The sequence below is a fragment of the Bradyrhizobium sp. HKCCYLRH1034 genome (assembly GCF_051168375.1).
In the GTDB taxonomy this organism is placed as follows: Bacteria; Pseudomonadota; Alphaproteobacteria; order Rhizobiales; family Xanthobacteraceae; genus Bradyrhizobium.
Map to the genome: position 1 here is coordinate 1 of NZ_JBNPUW010000022.1, position 14,963 is coordinate 14,963.

Here is a 14,963-nt window from a genome sequence, read left to right on the forward strand (position 1 = left end):
ACGCCGCAAAATCAAGCGCGCGGGATGGGACGACAGCTTCCTTTTGGAGCTCCTCGGTCATATGCGATAGCCCTGCCTTGTGGGGGAGGGGCAGGGAGGGGGGTAGCCACACCCACTGCCGTCTGGGTCCACCCCCCTCCCCAGCCCTCCCCCACAAGGGGGGAGGGAGCCGAGTGCGCCGCGCGGACGGGTCTGGGCCAATTCGGGCAGGGGGCTGCTCATGCTGAGCCTCATCGCCAAGCGCCTCGCGTTCGCGATCCCGTCGCTGATCGGCGTCGTGATCGTCACCTTCCTGCTCACGCGCGCCTTGCCCGGCGATCCCGCGGCGTATTTTGCCGGCCCCGCCGCCACCAAGGAGGCGGTGGAGCAGATCCGCAAGAAGCTCGGCTTCGACAAGCCGCTGGTCGAGCAGTTCTTCCGCTACACCGTCGATCTCGCTCATGGCGATCTCGGCAGTTCGCTGACCACGGGCCAGCCGGTCGCCAGCGAGATTCGCAACCGCCTGCCGGCCTCGGCCGAGCTGACCTTGCTCGGTCTGTTGGTATCCGTCGCGATCGCGCTGCCGCTCGGTGTGCTCGCGGCGACGCGGCCGGGGTCGTGGCTCGACCATACCTGCCGTATCGTCACGACCGCGGGCGTCTCGCTGCCGGTGTTCTTCACCGGGCTGGTGCTGGTGTATGTGTTCTACTTCCGGCTCGGCTGGTCACCGGCGCCGCTCGGCCGGCTCGACGTGTTTTATAGCGCGCCGGACCCCGTGACCGGCTTCTACCTCATCGATACGCTGATCGCGCGTGACGGCGAGGCGTTCCGCTCGGCGCTGAGCCAGTTGATCCTGCCCGCCGCAACGCTGGCGATCTTCTCGCTGGCTCCGATCGCGCGCATGACGAGGGCCTCGATGCTGTCGGTGCTGTCGTCGGAATTCGTCCGCACGGCGCGCGCCTCGGGCCTGTCGCCCGCGACGGTCACCGTGACCTATGCGTTCCGCAACGCCATGCTCCCGGTCATCACCACGCTATCGATGGTGTTCTCCTTCCTGCTCGGCGCCAACGTGCTGGTGGAGAAGGTGTTCGCCTGGCCCGGCATCGGCTCCTATGCGGTCGAGGCGCTGATCGCCTCCGACTTCGCGCCGGTGCAGGGCTTCGTGCTGACGATGGCCGTGATGTACGTCGTCCTGAACCTCGTCATCGACATTCTCTATGGCGTCATTGATCCCCGCGTGAGGCTGGAAGGATGAGCACTGTCGCGCCGACCATCGAGCCTGCCGCCGTTCCCTCGCGGACGTCGGGACTGACAGCCCTGATCGGTCACACGCGCTATGTCCTGGCCGAGAACAAGGTGACGGGCTTCGCCTTCGGCCTCCTGGTCGTGATCCTGTTTGCGGCCATCTTCGGGCCGTGGATCGTGCCCTATGATCCGCTGGCCAGCGACACGGCGTCCGCGCTGAAGCCGCCGTCGGCGGCGCATTGGTTCGGCACCGATCAGCTCGGCCGCGACATCTTCAGCCGCGTTGTGGTCGCGACCCGGCTCGACACCTTCATCGCGATCGCCTCGGTCGCGCTGGTGTTCTTCATGGGCGGTCTCGCCGGCGTCGCCGCCGGCTTCTTCGGCGGCTGGACCGACCGCATCGTCGGTCGTATTGCCGATACGATCATGGCGTTCCCGCTGTTCGTACTGGCGATGGGCATCGTCGCCGCGCTCGGCAACACCGTGCAGAACATCATTATCGCCACCGCGATCGTGAATTTCCCGCTCTATGCGCGCGTGGCACGCGCCGAGGCCAATGTCCGCCGCAACGCCGGCTTCGTGCAGGCGGCACGGCTGTCGGGGAACAGCGAGCTGCGCATCCTGCTCGGCCACATCCTGCCGAACATCATGCCGATCATGATCGTGCAGATGTCGCTGACCATGGGCTACGCCATCCTCAATGCCGCAGGCCTGTCGTTCATCGGCCTCGGCGTGCGGCCGCCGACGGCGGAATGGGGCATCATGGTCGCCGAGGGCGCCTCCTTCATGGTGTCGGGCGAATGGTGGATCGCGCTGTTCCCGGGGCTGGCGCTGATGATCGCGGTGTTCTGCTTCAATCTGCTCGGCGATGGCCTGCGCGACATCGTCGACCCGCAGCGCAGGACGTAAGGCGATGAGCGCACCACAAAACGACTCCGTCATTGCCGGGCTTGACCCGGCAATCCATCCCTTCAAGAACACCTTCGTCAGTGTGATGGATGCGCGGGTCAAGCCCGCGCATGACGGTCGTAACAAGCGGAGCCACGGATGACCGCCCAGCCGCTGCTCGACGTTCGCGATCTCACGGTCGAATTCTCCACCCGCCGCGGTATCGTCAAGGCGGTGCAGCATGTCGACATCTCCGTCGCCAAGGGCGAGACGCTCGCGATCGTCGGCGAATCCGGCTCGGGCAAGTCGGTGACGTCCTATGCGGTGATGCGCATCCTCGACCGCGCCGGCCGCATCGCCGAGGGATCGGTGATGTTCTCCGGCGTGGACGTCAGGGCGGCCGAGGAAAGCGCGATGCGCGATCTGCGCGGCCGCGAGATCTCGATGATCTTCCAGAACCCGCGCGCGGCGCTCAATCCGATCCGGAAAGTGGGCCAGCAGATCGAGGATGTGCTGAAGCAGCACGTCCAGGCGGCCGCGACCGATCGCGCCGAGAAGGCGATCGCCGCGCTCGAGCAGGTCAAGATCGCGCGTCCGCGCGAGCGCTACCACGCCTATCCGTTCGAATTGTCCGGCGGCATGTGCCAGCGCGTCGTCATCGCGCTGGCGCTGGCCTGCAACCCGCAGCTCCTGATCGCCGACGAGCCGACCACCGGTCTCGACGTCACCACGCAGAAGGCGGTGATGGACCTCGTCGTCGAGCTGACGAAGAGCCGGGGCATGTCGACCATCCTGATCACGCATGATCTGGGTCTCGCCGCTGCCTATTGCGATCGCGTCGTGGTGATGGAGAAGGGCCGGGTGGTCGAGACCGCCAGGGCCGCCGACATCTTCGCCAACCCGCAGCATCCCTATACACGCAAGCTGATGCGCGCGACGCCGCGCCTCGGCGTGTCCTTGCGCGATCTGCTGCCGGAGGAGGATGTGGCAGCCCCACCACACACAGCCTCCGTCATGGCCGGGCTTGACCCGGCCATCCATCCATCTTCGCAAGAGTCGCTCCAGGTGATGGACCCCCGGGTCAAGCCCGGGGGTGACGAGCGGAGTGCGGAGGGCGAGCGGAGTGCGAGCAGCGCCAAGCCGCTTCTCCTCGTCGACAAGCTGGTCAAGGAATATCCGCGCCAGGGCGCCTCGGCGACATTGTCGAAACTGTTCGGACGGAGGCCGGCGGTCGAGCCGGAGATGTTCCGCGCCGTCGACGGCATCAGCTTCACGGTCGGTCATGGCGAGAGCGTTGGCCTGGTCGGCGAATCCGGCTGCGGCAAGTCGACGACGTCGATGATGGTGATGCGGCTGCTCGACCAGACTTCGGGGCGCATCAGCTTCGATGGCGAGGAGATCGGCAACATCCTGCCGCAGGCCTTTGCCCGGCTGCCGCTGCGCAGCCGCATCCAGATGGTGTTCCAGGATCCGACCGACAGCCTCAATCCGCGCTTCACCGCGGCGCGTGCCATCGCCGATCCGATCCTGCAGCTCGGCGACATCAAGGGCCGCGACGCGCTTCGTGCCCGCTGCGACGAGCTCGCCACCATGGTCGGCCTGTCGCTCAATCTGCTCGATCGCTTTCCGCACCAATTGTCGGGCGGCCAGAAGGCGCGCGTCGGCATCGCGCGCGCCATCGCACTGCACCCGAAGCTGGTCATCCTCGACGAGCCCACGGCGGCGCTCGACGTCTCCGTGCAGGCGGTCGTGCTCAATCTCCTGCAGGACCTCAAGCGGCAGTTAGGTATGAGCTATCTGTTCGTCTCCCATGATTTGAATGTCGTGCGGCTGTTGTGCGATCGTGTGATCGTGATGCGGTCGGGTCGAATCGTCGAGGAAGGCACCTCCGAACGTGTGCTAGGTCATCCGCAGGATGACTATACGCGGGAGTTGCTGACGGCGATTCCGCACCCGCCATTGCCGGCGCATTGAGCGTGAAAGCTTGAGGAGAAAAGCTGATGGCGGAGCCATTGGACGATTACATCGACGCCGTCGGGCGTGCATTGGCTCTGCCGATCGAGGACGCTTGGCGCCCGGCTATCCGCGCCAATCTCGAGGTCTCGCTGAAGATGGCGAAGCTGGTCGACGAATTCTCCCTGCCTGATGAAGCCGAGCCTGCCAGTGTCTTCACCGCTTAGTTCTCCCGAGATGACCGCGAGCGCCGTCGCCGCCGCGGTCGCCACCGGCAAGCTCTCGGCCGTCGAGGCTACCGACGCCGCGCTGGCGCGGATTGTGGCCCGCGATGGCGTGCTCAACTCGTTCACGGATGTGACCGCCGAGCGGGCGCGTGCGAAGGCGCGTGCGGTGGATGCCGACATCGCGGCGGGCAAGCCCATCGGCCCGCTCGCCGGCGTGCCGTTCGCGGTGAAGAACCTGTTCGACGTCGCGGGGCTGCCGACCCGCGCCGGCTCCAAGATCAACCGTGATCGAGCGCCCGCGACGCGCGACGCGACGCTGATCGAGCGCATGGAGGCGGCCGGCGCCGTCCTCGTCGGTGCGCTCAACATGGGCGAATACGCCTACGACTTCACCGGCGAAAACGTGCACGACGGCCCGTCGCGCAATCCGCATGATCCGACGCGGATGAGCGGCGGCTCGTCGGGCGGCTCGGGCAGCGCCGTCGGCGGCGGCCTGGTGCCGATCGCGCTGGGCTCCGACACCAACGGCTCGATCCGTGTGCCGTCGTCGTTCTGCGGCATCTTCGGCCTCAAGCCGACCTATGGCCGGCTGTCGCGGGCGCGCTCGTTTCCGTTCGTCATGAGCCTGGATCATCTCGGTCCGTTCGCACGCTCGGTCGAGGATCTCGCGCTTGCCTACGACGTGATGCAGGGGCCCGATGCCGACGATGCCGCGTGCACCACGCGTGCGCCGGAGCCGGTCTCAGCTTCGCTGTCGCAAGGGCTCGATGGCCTGCGCATCGCCATTGCCGGCGGCCACTTTCAGAAGAACCTGTTTCCGGAGGCCGCCGAGGCGGTCAGCCGCGTGGCGACCGAGCTCAAGGCGACCGACGTCGTCGAGGTGCCCGAAGCCGCGCGTGCTCGCGCCGCGGCCTATGTCATCAGCACGACCGAAGGCGCCTCGCTGCATCTCGACCGCTTGCGCAAGCGGCCGCAGGATTTCGATCCGGCGGTGCGCGACCGCCTGATTGCGGGTGCGATGATTCCGGCACCGATGGTCGACCGCGCGCAGAAGTTTCGCCGCTGGTACCGCGCCCGGGTGCTGGAGCTGTTCAAGTCCGTCGACGTGCTGATCGCGCCCGCAACGCCCTGCGTTGCACCCAAGCTCGGGCAGGCGACCTTCATGCTCGACGGCGTCGAGCTGCCAGTGCGCGCCAATATCGGCATTCATACCCAGCCGATCTCGTTCATCGGGCTTCCCGTCGTCGCCGTCCCGATTCCGCTCGCGCCGATGCCCATCGGCGTGCAGATCATCGCGGCGCCCTGGTGCGAACATGTCGCATTGCGTGTGGCCCACGCCTTGCAACAGCTTGGCGTCGCCGCTGCGTCGGCCCCGCGAGGAGTTCTGGAGAATGGAAGTCGATCTGCCTGACGTCGTCGCGGAAGTCACCGCGCAGTTCCAGCGCTACGAACAGGCGCTGGTCGGCAACGACGTTGCCGTGCTCGACGAGCTGTTCAAGCAGGACTCCCGTACGCTGCGCTACGGCATCGGCGAGAACCTCTATGGCTACGGCGAGATCGCTGCATTTCGCGCCGCGCGCTCGCCGGCTGGACTGATGCGGCGGACCGCGCGCACCGTGATCACCACTTACGGCCGTGACGCCGCGGTCGCCTCGACGCTGTTCTATCGCGACACCGCGCCCGGCAAGGTCGGACGCCAGATGCAGACCTGGGTCCGGTTTCCTGAAGGCTGGAGAATCGTTGCTGCCCATGTCAGCATCATCGATGAAGCAAAGGGCGGCTAAGGATGAGCCTGGACGATCTACCGCCGCGAACGCGCCAGCGGTCCGCCCGCGACTTGGAGATCAAGCGCATCGACCGCGCGCCGCCTGCCGTCGCGAAAATCACGCGCGCCGAGGAGCTGCGCCTGCAGCTGGCCGATGAGATCGTGCGCGGCGCGCTGGCGCCGGGCGCGCCGCTGGACGAGACCGAGATCGCCAAGCGCTTCAACGTCTCGCGCACGCCGGTGCGCGAAGCGCTGCGTCAATTGGCGACTTCCGGGCTGATCGAGGCGCGTGCACATCGCGGCGCCGTGGTGGCGCGACCGTCTGCAGACCGCCTCACCGGCATGTTCGAGGCGATGGCCGAGCTCGAGGGCCTGTGCGCCGGTCTCGCGGCGCAGCGCATGACGCCGGTCGAGCGGCAGCGGCTGGAAGCCATCCACGAGGAGCTGCGCAATCTCAGCCACGCCGGCAACCCCGAGCGCTTCCACGAGGTGAACGAGCGCTTCCACAACGCGATCTATGCCGGCGCGCACAATGCCTACATCGCCGAGATCACCTTGGCGACGCGGGTGCGCGTGCAGCCGTTCCGCCGCGCCCAGTTCCGCAATCTCGGCCGCCTCGCCAAGTCGCATGCCGAGCACGACCGCGTCGTCGTGGCCATCCTGCGCGGCGACAAGGCCGGCGCGGCGAGTGCCATGAAGGCGCACATCGAGCTGGTGCGCGGCGAATACGAGATCTACGCGGTGTCGGTATAGCTAAGCTCGCCGTCTGCCGGGTTGCCGTCATTGCCCGCGCAGCAATCCAGAGGCCTGACCGCAGCTCTGGGATTGCTTCGCTGCGTTCGCAAATGACGAAGTCGCGACGCGATCAGCTCTTCTGCGCCATATACGCGCGCCAGCCGCCGAACTCCGAGATGTCGCGCGCGCCCTCGAGGGCGGCGGGCTCGACGAGGAAGCCCTTGGCGCTGCGGCCGTTGGCGAGCCGGATGGTGCCGATCGACAATGGCGGCGGGATGAGGTTGACGAATTTGCCGAAGCTCGCGGCCGACAGCGCCCAGAGCTCGACGGCCATTGCCGTACCCTGGCCGTCGTCGATCCGCAGCATGCCGGGCTTGGGCGGCGTGGTCGACAGCGCGTAGAGCTTGTAGTCAGGCGCGGTGGTCGTCGCCTCGAGCAGACGTCCGCCGAGGCTCGTCAGCTCGTGGTTCAATGCCATCCCTGAGAGATGCGCGCCGACGACGACGACGGCGATCTCGTCGCCATGCAGTGCCGGAGACACGGGAGCGAGCGGCGGCAGCGGGACCGGCTTGGCGCCGACCGGCAGCGCCGTGTCGGCATGGAAGGCGCGCCCGAGACTGGCGAGCGTCGCATCGCGGCCGGCTGGCGCCAGTAGGGTGATGCCGAACGGGACGCCGTCGCTGCGCATCGCAGCCGGCACCGCAAGCCCGCAGAGATCGAGCAGGTTGACGAAGTTGGTGTAGGTGCCGAGCCGGCTGTTGAGCTCGATCGGATTGGCGAGCACATCCGCGGTGGTGTAGGCGGTCGGCGCCGTCGGCAGCACCAGCGCGTCGATATCGGCGAAGGTACGCTCGGCCACCTTGCGCAGCGCCTGCAGACGATAAAGCGCGGCAAAGGTGTCGGCCGCGCTGCCGCGCGCGCCGCCGATGGTGATCTCGCGCGTCACGGGGTGGATCGCATCGGGATCGGAGGCGAGCAGGTCGCGGATCACGAGATAGCGCTCGGCGACCCAGGGGCCTTCATAGAGCAGCCGCGCGGTCTCGTAGAACGGCTCGAGGTCGAACGCGACGAGCTCGGCGCCGAGCTTGACGAAGCGCGCGGCGGCAGCGCTATAGGCGGCGTCCGCCGCCTTGTCGCCGAAGAAGATCAACTGCCCGGGGCGGGGAATGCCGAGCTTCACGCCCTCGGGAAATGCCGTCACGGCCCCAAGCGGCCGGTCGCGCGAGAACGGATCGAGCGGATCCGGCGCCGCCAGCACCGAGAGCGCCGCGACGGCGTCGTCGACCGTCAGCGAGAACACCGAAATGCAGTCGAGCGTGCGGCAGGCCGGCACCAGGCCGGAGGTCGAGATCATGCCGAGGCTCGGCTTCAGGCCGACGATGTTGTTGAGCATCGCCGGCACGCGGCCGGAGCCCGCAGTATCCGTCCCGAGTGCGAGCGGCACGAGACCCGCGGAGACGGCGACCGCCGAGCCCGAGCTCGATCCGCCCGGAACGAGATCGGCGCGCACCGGATTTTTCGGAATGCCATAGGGCGAGCGCACGCCGACGAGGCCGGTGGCGAACTGGTCGAGATTGGTCTTGCCGATGATGATCGCGCCGGCCGCACGCAGCCGCGCCACCGCGGTGGAATCGCGAGATGGCGTGTAGGCGAAGGCCGGGCAGGCAGCGGTGGTCGGCAGGCCCGCCACGTCGATATTGTCCTTCACCGCGACGGGCACGCCGTAGAGCGGCAGCGATCTGTCCCCGTCGGCGAGGGTTTCGGCCTCCGCGAGCGCGTCCTTCTCGCCGCGCAGGCTGATGAAGATGGCCGGGTCGTTGTGCGCGCGGATCCGGGCGTAGCAGCGCGCGATCGTGTTGCTTGGCGTTGTCAGGCCGGCGCGATGGGCGGCGACGATCTCGGCAATGGTCTCGGTCACGCGGCGCTCCGCGTCTCGTCCGAGCCCAAACTCTGGCCTGCCATTTCCTTGCGCCCCGCTTCGCCAATCCGGCTGCGAACGTAGCAAGCCATGTGCCATTGTGTACACGGCGAGGATGGGAGCCTGACAAGGAAAAATCTTGAGAGTCAGTGGGTTGCTGTGCCGTCCGACAGGCCGTCGGGCGTTCGGACGGGGTTGCCGAAGGCAATTTGCCTAATTGGTGAGCAGGTCGGGCGCCGCAGCCGCCTAGTACCCGCGCCGCTCGGCATCCCCGCCCGTGATGCGCGCAAGTCGTGCCTCGGTCGCCGAGCCGGCGCCACGGGCTGTCCGGAACGATGCAGACGTCGGGCGGCTCACCGTGGCTCCCGACGACGGCGCGTCGTCAGCCCCGCTGGGGAAGAACAGCAGCGCAACGCTGAGGCCGAGATTGACCAGGGCGCCCACCCACGTGCCATGGTGCGATGATGTCGCCGCGTATTCGGGAAATCGGCCGGCGATCACGTAGTCCAGCACCATGACGGCGATCCAGGCCGGGATCACACAGACCGGGTCCCAGCCGATGTCGCGAAAGCGCATCGCCTGCAGCATCAGGTTCGCCACCAGGCACAGACCGATCAGCACCACGATCGGCAGGCTCACCGTCAGCTCCGACGTCTGCGGGGCGAGGGCGGCAAGACCGACGGCCACAACCACGATCAGGACCACCGAAACCAGCGCAAGACCGAGCGAGGCGAGAAAATATTGCAGACGGCCGAGACGCGCATTGAAACCGAAAATGAACCCCAACATCCGCCTCTCCCCGCAGGCCGCGCCGCAATCGGGAGCGCAGCCGACACGGCATATCAGGGCGAAATTGCCGCGCGCCTTCGCCGATAGTTAGAATTTGAAGGATCGAGTGCGACGGCGCTTTCGCGCTGCGGGATCTCATGCGGTCGAAAATATATCGTTGCTAAAGCAACTAATCTGTGGAACGATCGACCCGATCAGCAATGGAGGCGCGGGATGATCCGCGTCTCGAAGAAGGGACGGGAACGTCATGCGCAGCCTGCTCGCCGCAGGCGCGGCCGCTTGCGCGCGCGCCAACAGATTGCCGCAGCGGACGGGTCAGCCGTTCGGCGGCTCCTGCCGGAGTGGCTCAGCTCGCGCCCGTGACGGCGTCGAGATTGTCGTGGATTCGGCGCAGCAGGGTGATCAGGACTTCCCGCTCATCCTTGTCGAGACAGGCGAGCAGACGCCGCTCGCGCTCCAGCGCGGCGATGATGACCTTGTCGTGCGTCGCGCGGCCCTTGGCCGTCAGCGAAATCGAATGGCTGCGGCCGTCCTCCGGGTCGTCGCGGATCGCGATCAGGCCGCGGCTCTTCATCAGCGCCAGGGTGCGGCTGACCGGCCCCTTGTCGAAGCCGATCACGCTGCAGATGCGCGAGGCCGGGATGCCCGGCTCGATCGCCAGCAGCGACATGATCCGCCATTCGGTGACGTTGACGCCGAAATTGCGCTGATAGAACGCGGTGGCGCTGTTCGACAGCTTGTTGGCGATGAAGGTGATGAAGGCCGGCACATAGCGGTCGAGATCGAGCGTGAGGCCGTGCCCCTCAGCTTCGCGCGGCTGCGCCTTGCGCGGCGTCCCGGATTTCTCGCTCATGATCCCCAGCGTCCATGCATCGCCACTCATACGGATACGAAAAGCCGCATGACAAGGCCAAACTTCGGGAGCTCCGCATGAACCCAACAGGTCTTTCCCCCGCTGCCGGTATGGCGCCGCTCATCCCGCACCTCGCCATCGACCCGTTCTCATATGAATTCTTCGACGATCCCTATCCAGCGCATCAGGAGATGCGCGAGGCCGGCCCCGTCATCCATCTGGACGCGTGGAACGTCTACGGCGTCGCCCGCTACGCCGAGGTCTATGCCGTCCTCAACGATCCCCAGACGTTCTGCTCCAGCCGCGGCGTGGGCTTGAGCGACTTCGCCAAGGAGAAGCCGTGGCGGCCGCCGAGCCTGATCCTCGAGGCGGATCCGCCGGCGCATACGCGCACCCGCGCCGTGCTGAGCAAGGTGCTGTCGCCGGCCGTCATGAAGCGGCTGCGCGACGGCTTCATGGCGGCGGCCGAGGCCAAGATCGACGAGCTTGTAGGCCGGGGCTCGTTCGATGCCATCCCCGATCTCGCCGAGGCCTATCCGCTGTCGGTGTTTCCCGATGCGCTCGGGCTGAAGCCGGAGGGGCGCGAGCATCTCATTCCCTATGCGAGCCTGGTGTTCAACGCGTTCGGTCCGCCGAATGAGCTGCGCCAGCAGGCGATCGAGCGCTCGGCGCCACACCAGGCCTATGTCACGGAGCAGTGCCAGCGCGACAATCTCACGCCCGGCGGCTTCGGTTCCTGCATCCACGCCTTCAGCGACAGCGGCGAGATCACGCCGGCCGAGGCGCCGTTGCTGGTGCGCTCGCTGCTGTCGGCCGGCCTCGACACCACCGTCTACGGCATCGGCGCCGCGGTGTATTGCCTGGCGCGCTTCCCCGATCAATGGGCGCGGCTGCGCGCCGATCCGTCGCTGGCGCGCAACGCGTTCGAGGAGGCCGTGCGGTTCGAAAGCCCGGTGCAGACCTTCTTCCGAACCACCACGCGTGACGTCGAACTCGGCGGCGTCACGATTCCCGAGGGCGAGAAGGTGCTGATGTTCTTAGGTAGCGCCAATCGCGACCCGCGCCGCTGGGAGCAGCCGGACAGCTACGACATCACCCGAAAAGTATCCGGCCATGTCGGCTTCGGCTCGGGCATCCACATGTGCGTCGGCCAGCTCGTCGCGCGGCTCGAAGGCGAGGCGGTGCTGACGGCGCTCGCCCGCAAGGTCGGGAGCGTCACGATGAGCGGCGAGCCGAAGCGCCGCTACAACAACACGCTGCGCGGGCTGGAGAGCCTGCCGGTCACCTTTACTCCAGCCTGAGCTGTACCATGACCACGATCACCTTCATCCATCCCGACAACCGCAGCGAAAGCGTGGAGGCCGAGGACGGCGCCAGCGTCATGCTGGCGGCGCTGACCCACGGCATCGACGGTATCGTCGCCGAATGCGGCGGCAACGCCGTCTGCGCCACCTGCCACGTCTATGTCGACGACGCCTGGACCGGGAAGCTCGATCCCGTGTCCGACGATGAGGATGCGCTGCTGGACGGCACCGCAGCCGAACGGCGGCCGAACAGCCGGCTGTCCTGCCAGATCAAGGTGCAGCCGGCGCTGGCCGGACTGGTGGTGCGCATTCCGGATCGGCAGAGCTGATTTCGCAACTGGAGACGACCTCCAGCCGCAACGACAACAATCAAACAAGCAACACACGGGGAAGGACATCATGAAGCAGCTGAATTCGTGCGCGCTGGCGCTGGTCGCAATAGTCTGCCTTGCAGGCGCGGCGCGGGCCGGCGAGATCTCGGACAATGTCGTACGCGTCGGCGTGCTCAACGACATCTCCGGCATCTTCCAGGACACCAACGGCATGGGCTCGGTCGAGGCCGCGCGCATGGCGGCGGAGGATTTCAACGGCGGCGGTAAAGGCATCAAGGTCGAGATCGTCTATGCCGATCACCAGAACAAGGCCGATGTCGGCTCGGCGATCACGCGCAAATGGCTCGATGTCGACAAGGTCGATGCCGTCGTCGACGTGCCCAACTCGGCCGTGGGCCTCACCGTCAACGAGCTCTTGCGCAACAGCCGGATGACGTTCCTGGCGTCGTCGACCGCGAGCTCCGATCTCACCGGCAAGGCCTGCTCGCCGAACACCATCCAGTGGGTCAACGACGCCTGGGCGACCGGCAACACCACGGCGGCTGCGATGATGGGCCGCGGCGGCAAGGACTGGTACTTCATCACGGTCAACTATGCGCTCGGCCAGGGCATCGAGGCGGAGGCCACCAACTACATCGAGAAGCACGGCGGCAAGGTGCTGGGCTCGGCGAAGCATCCGCTCGGCACGACGGACTTCGCCTCGTTCCTGCTTCAGGCGCAGGGCTCGAAGGCCAAGGTGATCGGCCTGGCGAATGCCGGCGGCGACACCATCAATGCGGTCAAGCAGGCGTCCGAGTTCGGCATCCAGCAGGGCGGCCAGTCGCTGGTCGCGTTCCTGCTGTTCATCAACGACATCCATGGCATGGGCCTGAAGGCGGCGCAGGGCCTGCAACTGCTCGAGGCCTTCTACTGGGACATGGACGACGACACCCGCGCCTTCGCCAAGCGCTTCGCAGCGCGCCCCGGCATGAACGGCAAGATGCCGAGCGGCAACCAGGCGGGCGTCTATGCCTCGACGCTTGCCTATCTCAACGCGGTCGCTGCCACCGGCAGCGATGATGCCAAGGACGTCGTGCCGCAGATGAAGACGGTGAAGGGCAAGGACAAGCTATTCGGCGATGTGACGATCCGGGCCGACGGCCGCGTCGTGCACCCGATGTATCTGTTCGAGGTGAAGAAGCCGGAGGAGTCGAAATATCCGTACGACTACTATCGTCTGGTCTCGACGATTCCGGCCGAGCAGGCGTTCCGCCCGATCGCCGATGGCGGGTGTGCGCTGGTGAAGTGATGCGTTCGTGGGGTAGCGAGCAAGTGATATCCACGAGTGACATCTAGAAGTAGATGCCGCGAGAGCCGCTGCTCTTCAGTTGCTCCGTCATGCCCGGGCTTGTCCCGGGCATCCACGTCGAGCGGCGACTATCGAGCCGCGTGGATGGCCGGGACAGGCCGGCCATGACGGCGCGGGGAAGGCGACTTCCTCTCATGACCTTCTTCCCGACCCTGCCGTCTGCTGTGCTGCAGTATCCTTAACACGCACTATAGTTCTTGCCTTTGCCCGTTTCCGGGAATTATGGTGCATGGATCGATGGCGCGTAGGATCAGCACCGCGCGACGAATGCTGCGGCGAAACGCCGCCGCTGGTCGTGCTGCTGCGTGGCGGCGACAAAACAACGATAAGAACGATTTGTTTGAGGGGAGGGAAGACCATGAAGAGCTTCTGGCTGGCGAGCGCCGCAGCGCTGCTGTTTTCGAGCACCGCCTTTGCCGGCGACACCATCAAGATCGGCTTCGTCTCGACGTTCAGCGGTCCGACCGCCGTGATCGGCAACGACATGCGCAACTCGTTCGAGCTCGCGCTCGACCATCTCGGCCGCAAGATCGACGGCAAGCCGGTCGAGGTGATCTACGAGGACGACCAGCAGAAGCCTGACGTCGGCAAGCAGAAGACCGAGAAGCTGGTGCAGTCCGACAAGGTCGATTTCATCGTCGGCTACATCTGGTCGAACGTGCTGCTGGCCTCGCTCAAGACCGCGGTGGATTCCCAGACCTTCCTGATCTCGGCCAATGCCGGCCCGTCGCAGCTCGCCGGCGAATTGTGCTCGCCCTACGTGTTCTCGACCTCCTGGCAGAACGACCAGACGCCCGCCGCGATGGGCCTCTACATGAACCAGAAGGGCGTCAAGTCGGTGTTCCTGATCGGGCCGAACTATGCGGCCGGCAAGGACATGCTGGCCGGCGTGAAGAGCACCTTCAAGGGCCAGGTCGTCGGCGAGGAATATACGGTATGGCCGAGCCAGCTCGACTTCTCCGCCGAGCTCTCCAAGGCGCGCGCCTCGGGCGCCGAATCGATCTTCGTGTTCTATCCCGGCGCGGCCGGCGTGCAATTCCTCAATCAATATTCGCAGGCCGGCCTCAAGGAGAAGATGCCGCTCTACACCGCCTTCACCGTCGACGAATTGTCGCTGCCGCTGCAGAAGGACAATGCGATCGGCGTGCCCGGCGCCCAGGAATGGGTCAACGACCTGCCGAACGAGCAGAACAAGAAGTTCGTCGCCGACTACCGCAAGAAATACACCGGCCTGCGTCCGACCTATTACGGCGCCCAGGCCTACGACGCGGCCCAGCTGATCAACAGCGCCGTGGTTGCGGTCAAGGGCGACACGTCCAAGAAGGACGCGATGAAGGCCGAGATGGAGAAGGCCAACTTCAAGTCGCTGCGCGGCTCCTTCAAGTTCGGCAACAATCACATCCCGATCCAGAACTTCTACCTGCAGGACGTGGTCAAGGACACCGAGGGCCAGCTCTCGCTGAAGACGGTCGCCACCATCGTCGAGAACGACCAGGACCGCTTCCACGACAAGTGCCCGATGAAGTGAGCGAAAAGAATTCCGAGCCAGAGGACGAAACAGGCCTGGAATTTGCTTGAAGCTTAAAACATCTCCGGCCTAAGATCGGGACGGACATGGCGGCAGCGC

15 protein-coding genes are annotated in these 14,963 nt (G+C 66.3%); 12 read left to right on the forward strand and 3 right to left on the reverse strand.

All coding sequences use genetic code 11. From position 1 onward, the window contains the following. Window positions 1-220 precede the first annotated feature (220 nt). Genes ACQR0W_RS32400 through ACQR0W_RS32435 form a run of 8 tightly spaced genes read left to right on the forward strand, consistent with a single transcriptional unit; the run spans window position 221 to window position 6,810 of the window. Window positions 221-1,234: an ABC transporter permease gene (locus tag ACQR0W_RS32400; protein ID WP_316170699.1), complete on the forward strand. Its 1,014-nt coding sequence runs from the start codon at window positions 221-223 to the stop codon at window positions 1,232-1,234. Continuing rightward, window positions 1,231-2,133, forward strand: coding sequence for an ABC transporter permease (locus ACQR0W_RS32405; RefSeq protein ID WP_316170700.1), 903 nt, complete (start codon window positions 1,231-1,233; stop codon window positions 2,131-2,133). The genes ACQR0W_RS32400 and ACQR0W_RS32405 overlap by 4 nt, the downstream gene beginning before the upstream one ends. Before the next feature lie 4 nt (window positions 2,134-2,137). Continuing rightward, window positions 2,138-2,275, forward strand: a complete 138-nt coding sequence (locus ACQR0W_RS32410) for a hypothetical protein (RefSeq protein WP_316170701.1) — start codon at window positions 2,138-2,140, stop codon at window positions 2,273-2,275. Next, entirely contained in the window at window positions 2,272-4,086 is a 1,815-nt protein-coding gene (locus ACQR0W_RS32415; RefSeq protein ID WP_316170702.1) for an ABC transporter ATP-binding protein, read from the forward strand. Before ACQR0W_RS32410 ends, ACQR0W_RS32415 begins: the two co-directional genes overlap by 4 nt. Window positions 4,087-4,112: 26 nt before the next feature. Further along, window positions 4,113-4,292 carry a DUF4089 domain-containing protein gene (locus ACQR0W_RS32420; RefSeq protein WP_315717108.1) on the forward strand — a complete coding sequence of 60 codons (180 nt, stop codon included), beginning with the start codon at window positions 4,113-4,115 and terminating at the stop codon, window positions 4,290-4,292. Window positions 4,293-4,302: 10 nt separating this feature from the next. Next, complete coding sequence (locus ACQR0W_RS32425; RefSeq protein ID WP_315751190.1) at window positions 4,303-5,703, forward strand: AtzE family amidohydrolase; 1,401 nt, start codon at window positions 4,303-4,305, stop codon at window positions 5,701-5,703. Further along, window positions 5,684-6,076, forward strand: coding sequence for an oxalurate catabolism protein HpxZ (gene hpxZ, locus ACQR0W_RS32430; RefSeq protein ID WP_315717110.1), 393 nt, complete (start codon window positions 5,684-5,686; stop codon window positions 6,074-6,076). Before ACQR0W_RS32425 ends, hpxZ begins: the two co-directional genes overlap by 20 nt. 2 nt (window positions 6,077-6,078) lie before the next feature. Next, window positions 6,079-6,810, forward strand: a complete 732-nt coding sequence (locus tag ACQR0W_RS32435; RefSeq protein ID WP_315751192.1) for a GntR family transcriptional regulator — start codon at window positions 6,079-6,081, stop codon at window positions 6,808-6,810. 112 nt (window positions 6,811-6,922) lie between these two features. On the opposite strand, the gene atzF is transcribed toward ACQR0W_RS32435, so the two are convergent. The 3 genes from atzF to ACQR0W_RS32450 all read right to left on the reverse strand — a co-directional run bounded on the left by atzF (window position 6,923) and on the right by ACQR0W_RS32450 (window position 10,352). Next, window positions 6,923-8,710, reverse strand: coding sequence for an allophanate hydrolase (gene atzF / locus ACQR0W_RS32440; protein WP_315751193.1), 1,788 nt, complete (start codon window positions 8,708-8,710; stop codon window positions 6,923-6,925). 246 nt (window positions 8,711-8,956) lie between these two features. Beyond that, window positions 8,957-9,496: a DUF805 domain-containing protein gene (locus ACQR0W_RS32445; RefSeq protein WP_410051267.1), complete on the reverse strand. Its 540-nt coding sequence runs from the start codon at window positions 9,494-9,496 to the stop codon at window positions 8,957-8,959. A 349-nt stretch (window positions 9,497-9,845) separates the two neighbouring features. After that, window positions 9,846-10,352, reverse strand: a complete 507-nt coding sequence (locus ACQR0W_RS32450) for a MarR family winged helix-turn-helix transcriptional regulator (RefSeq protein WP_315751195.1) — start codon at window positions 10,350-10,352, stop codon at window positions 9,846-9,848. Window positions 10,353-10,429: 77 nt separating this feature from the next. Here ACQR0W_RS32450 and ACQR0W_RS32455 point away from each other — a divergent pair, with 77 nt between their 5' ends. The 4 genes from ACQR0W_RS32455 to ACQR0W_RS32470 all read left to right on the forward strand — a co-directional run bounded on the left by ACQR0W_RS32455 (window position 10,430) and on the right by ACQR0W_RS32470 (window position 14,864). Continuing rightward, entirely contained in the window at window positions 10,430-11,653 is a 1,224-nt protein-coding gene (locus tag ACQR0W_RS32455; RefSeq protein ID WP_315751196.1) for a cytochrome P450, read from the forward strand. A gap of 8 nt (window positions 11,654-11,661) precedes the next feature. Then, window positions 11,662-11,985 (forward strand): 2Fe-2S iron-sulfur cluster-binding protein, encoded by a 324-nt coding sequence (locus tag ACQR0W_RS32460; RefSeq protein WP_315717118.1) that lies wholly within the window; start codon window positions 11,662-11,664, stop codon window positions 11,983-11,985. Window positions 11,986-12,055: 70 nt separating this feature from the next. Then, a complete protein-coding gene (locus tag ACQR0W_RS32465; RefSeq protein WP_315717119.1) occupies window positions 12,056-13,276 on the forward strand; it encodes an ABC transporter substrate-binding protein in 1,221 nt (406 codons plus the stop codon). Window positions 13,277-13,694: 418 nt separating this feature from the next. Next, window positions 13,695-14,864, forward strand: coding sequence for an ABC transporter substrate-binding protein (locus ACQR0W_RS32470; RefSeq protein ID WP_315717120.1), 1,170 nt, complete (start codon window positions 13,695-13,697; stop codon window positions 14,862-14,864). Window positions 14,865-14,963: the final 99 nt, after the last annotated feature.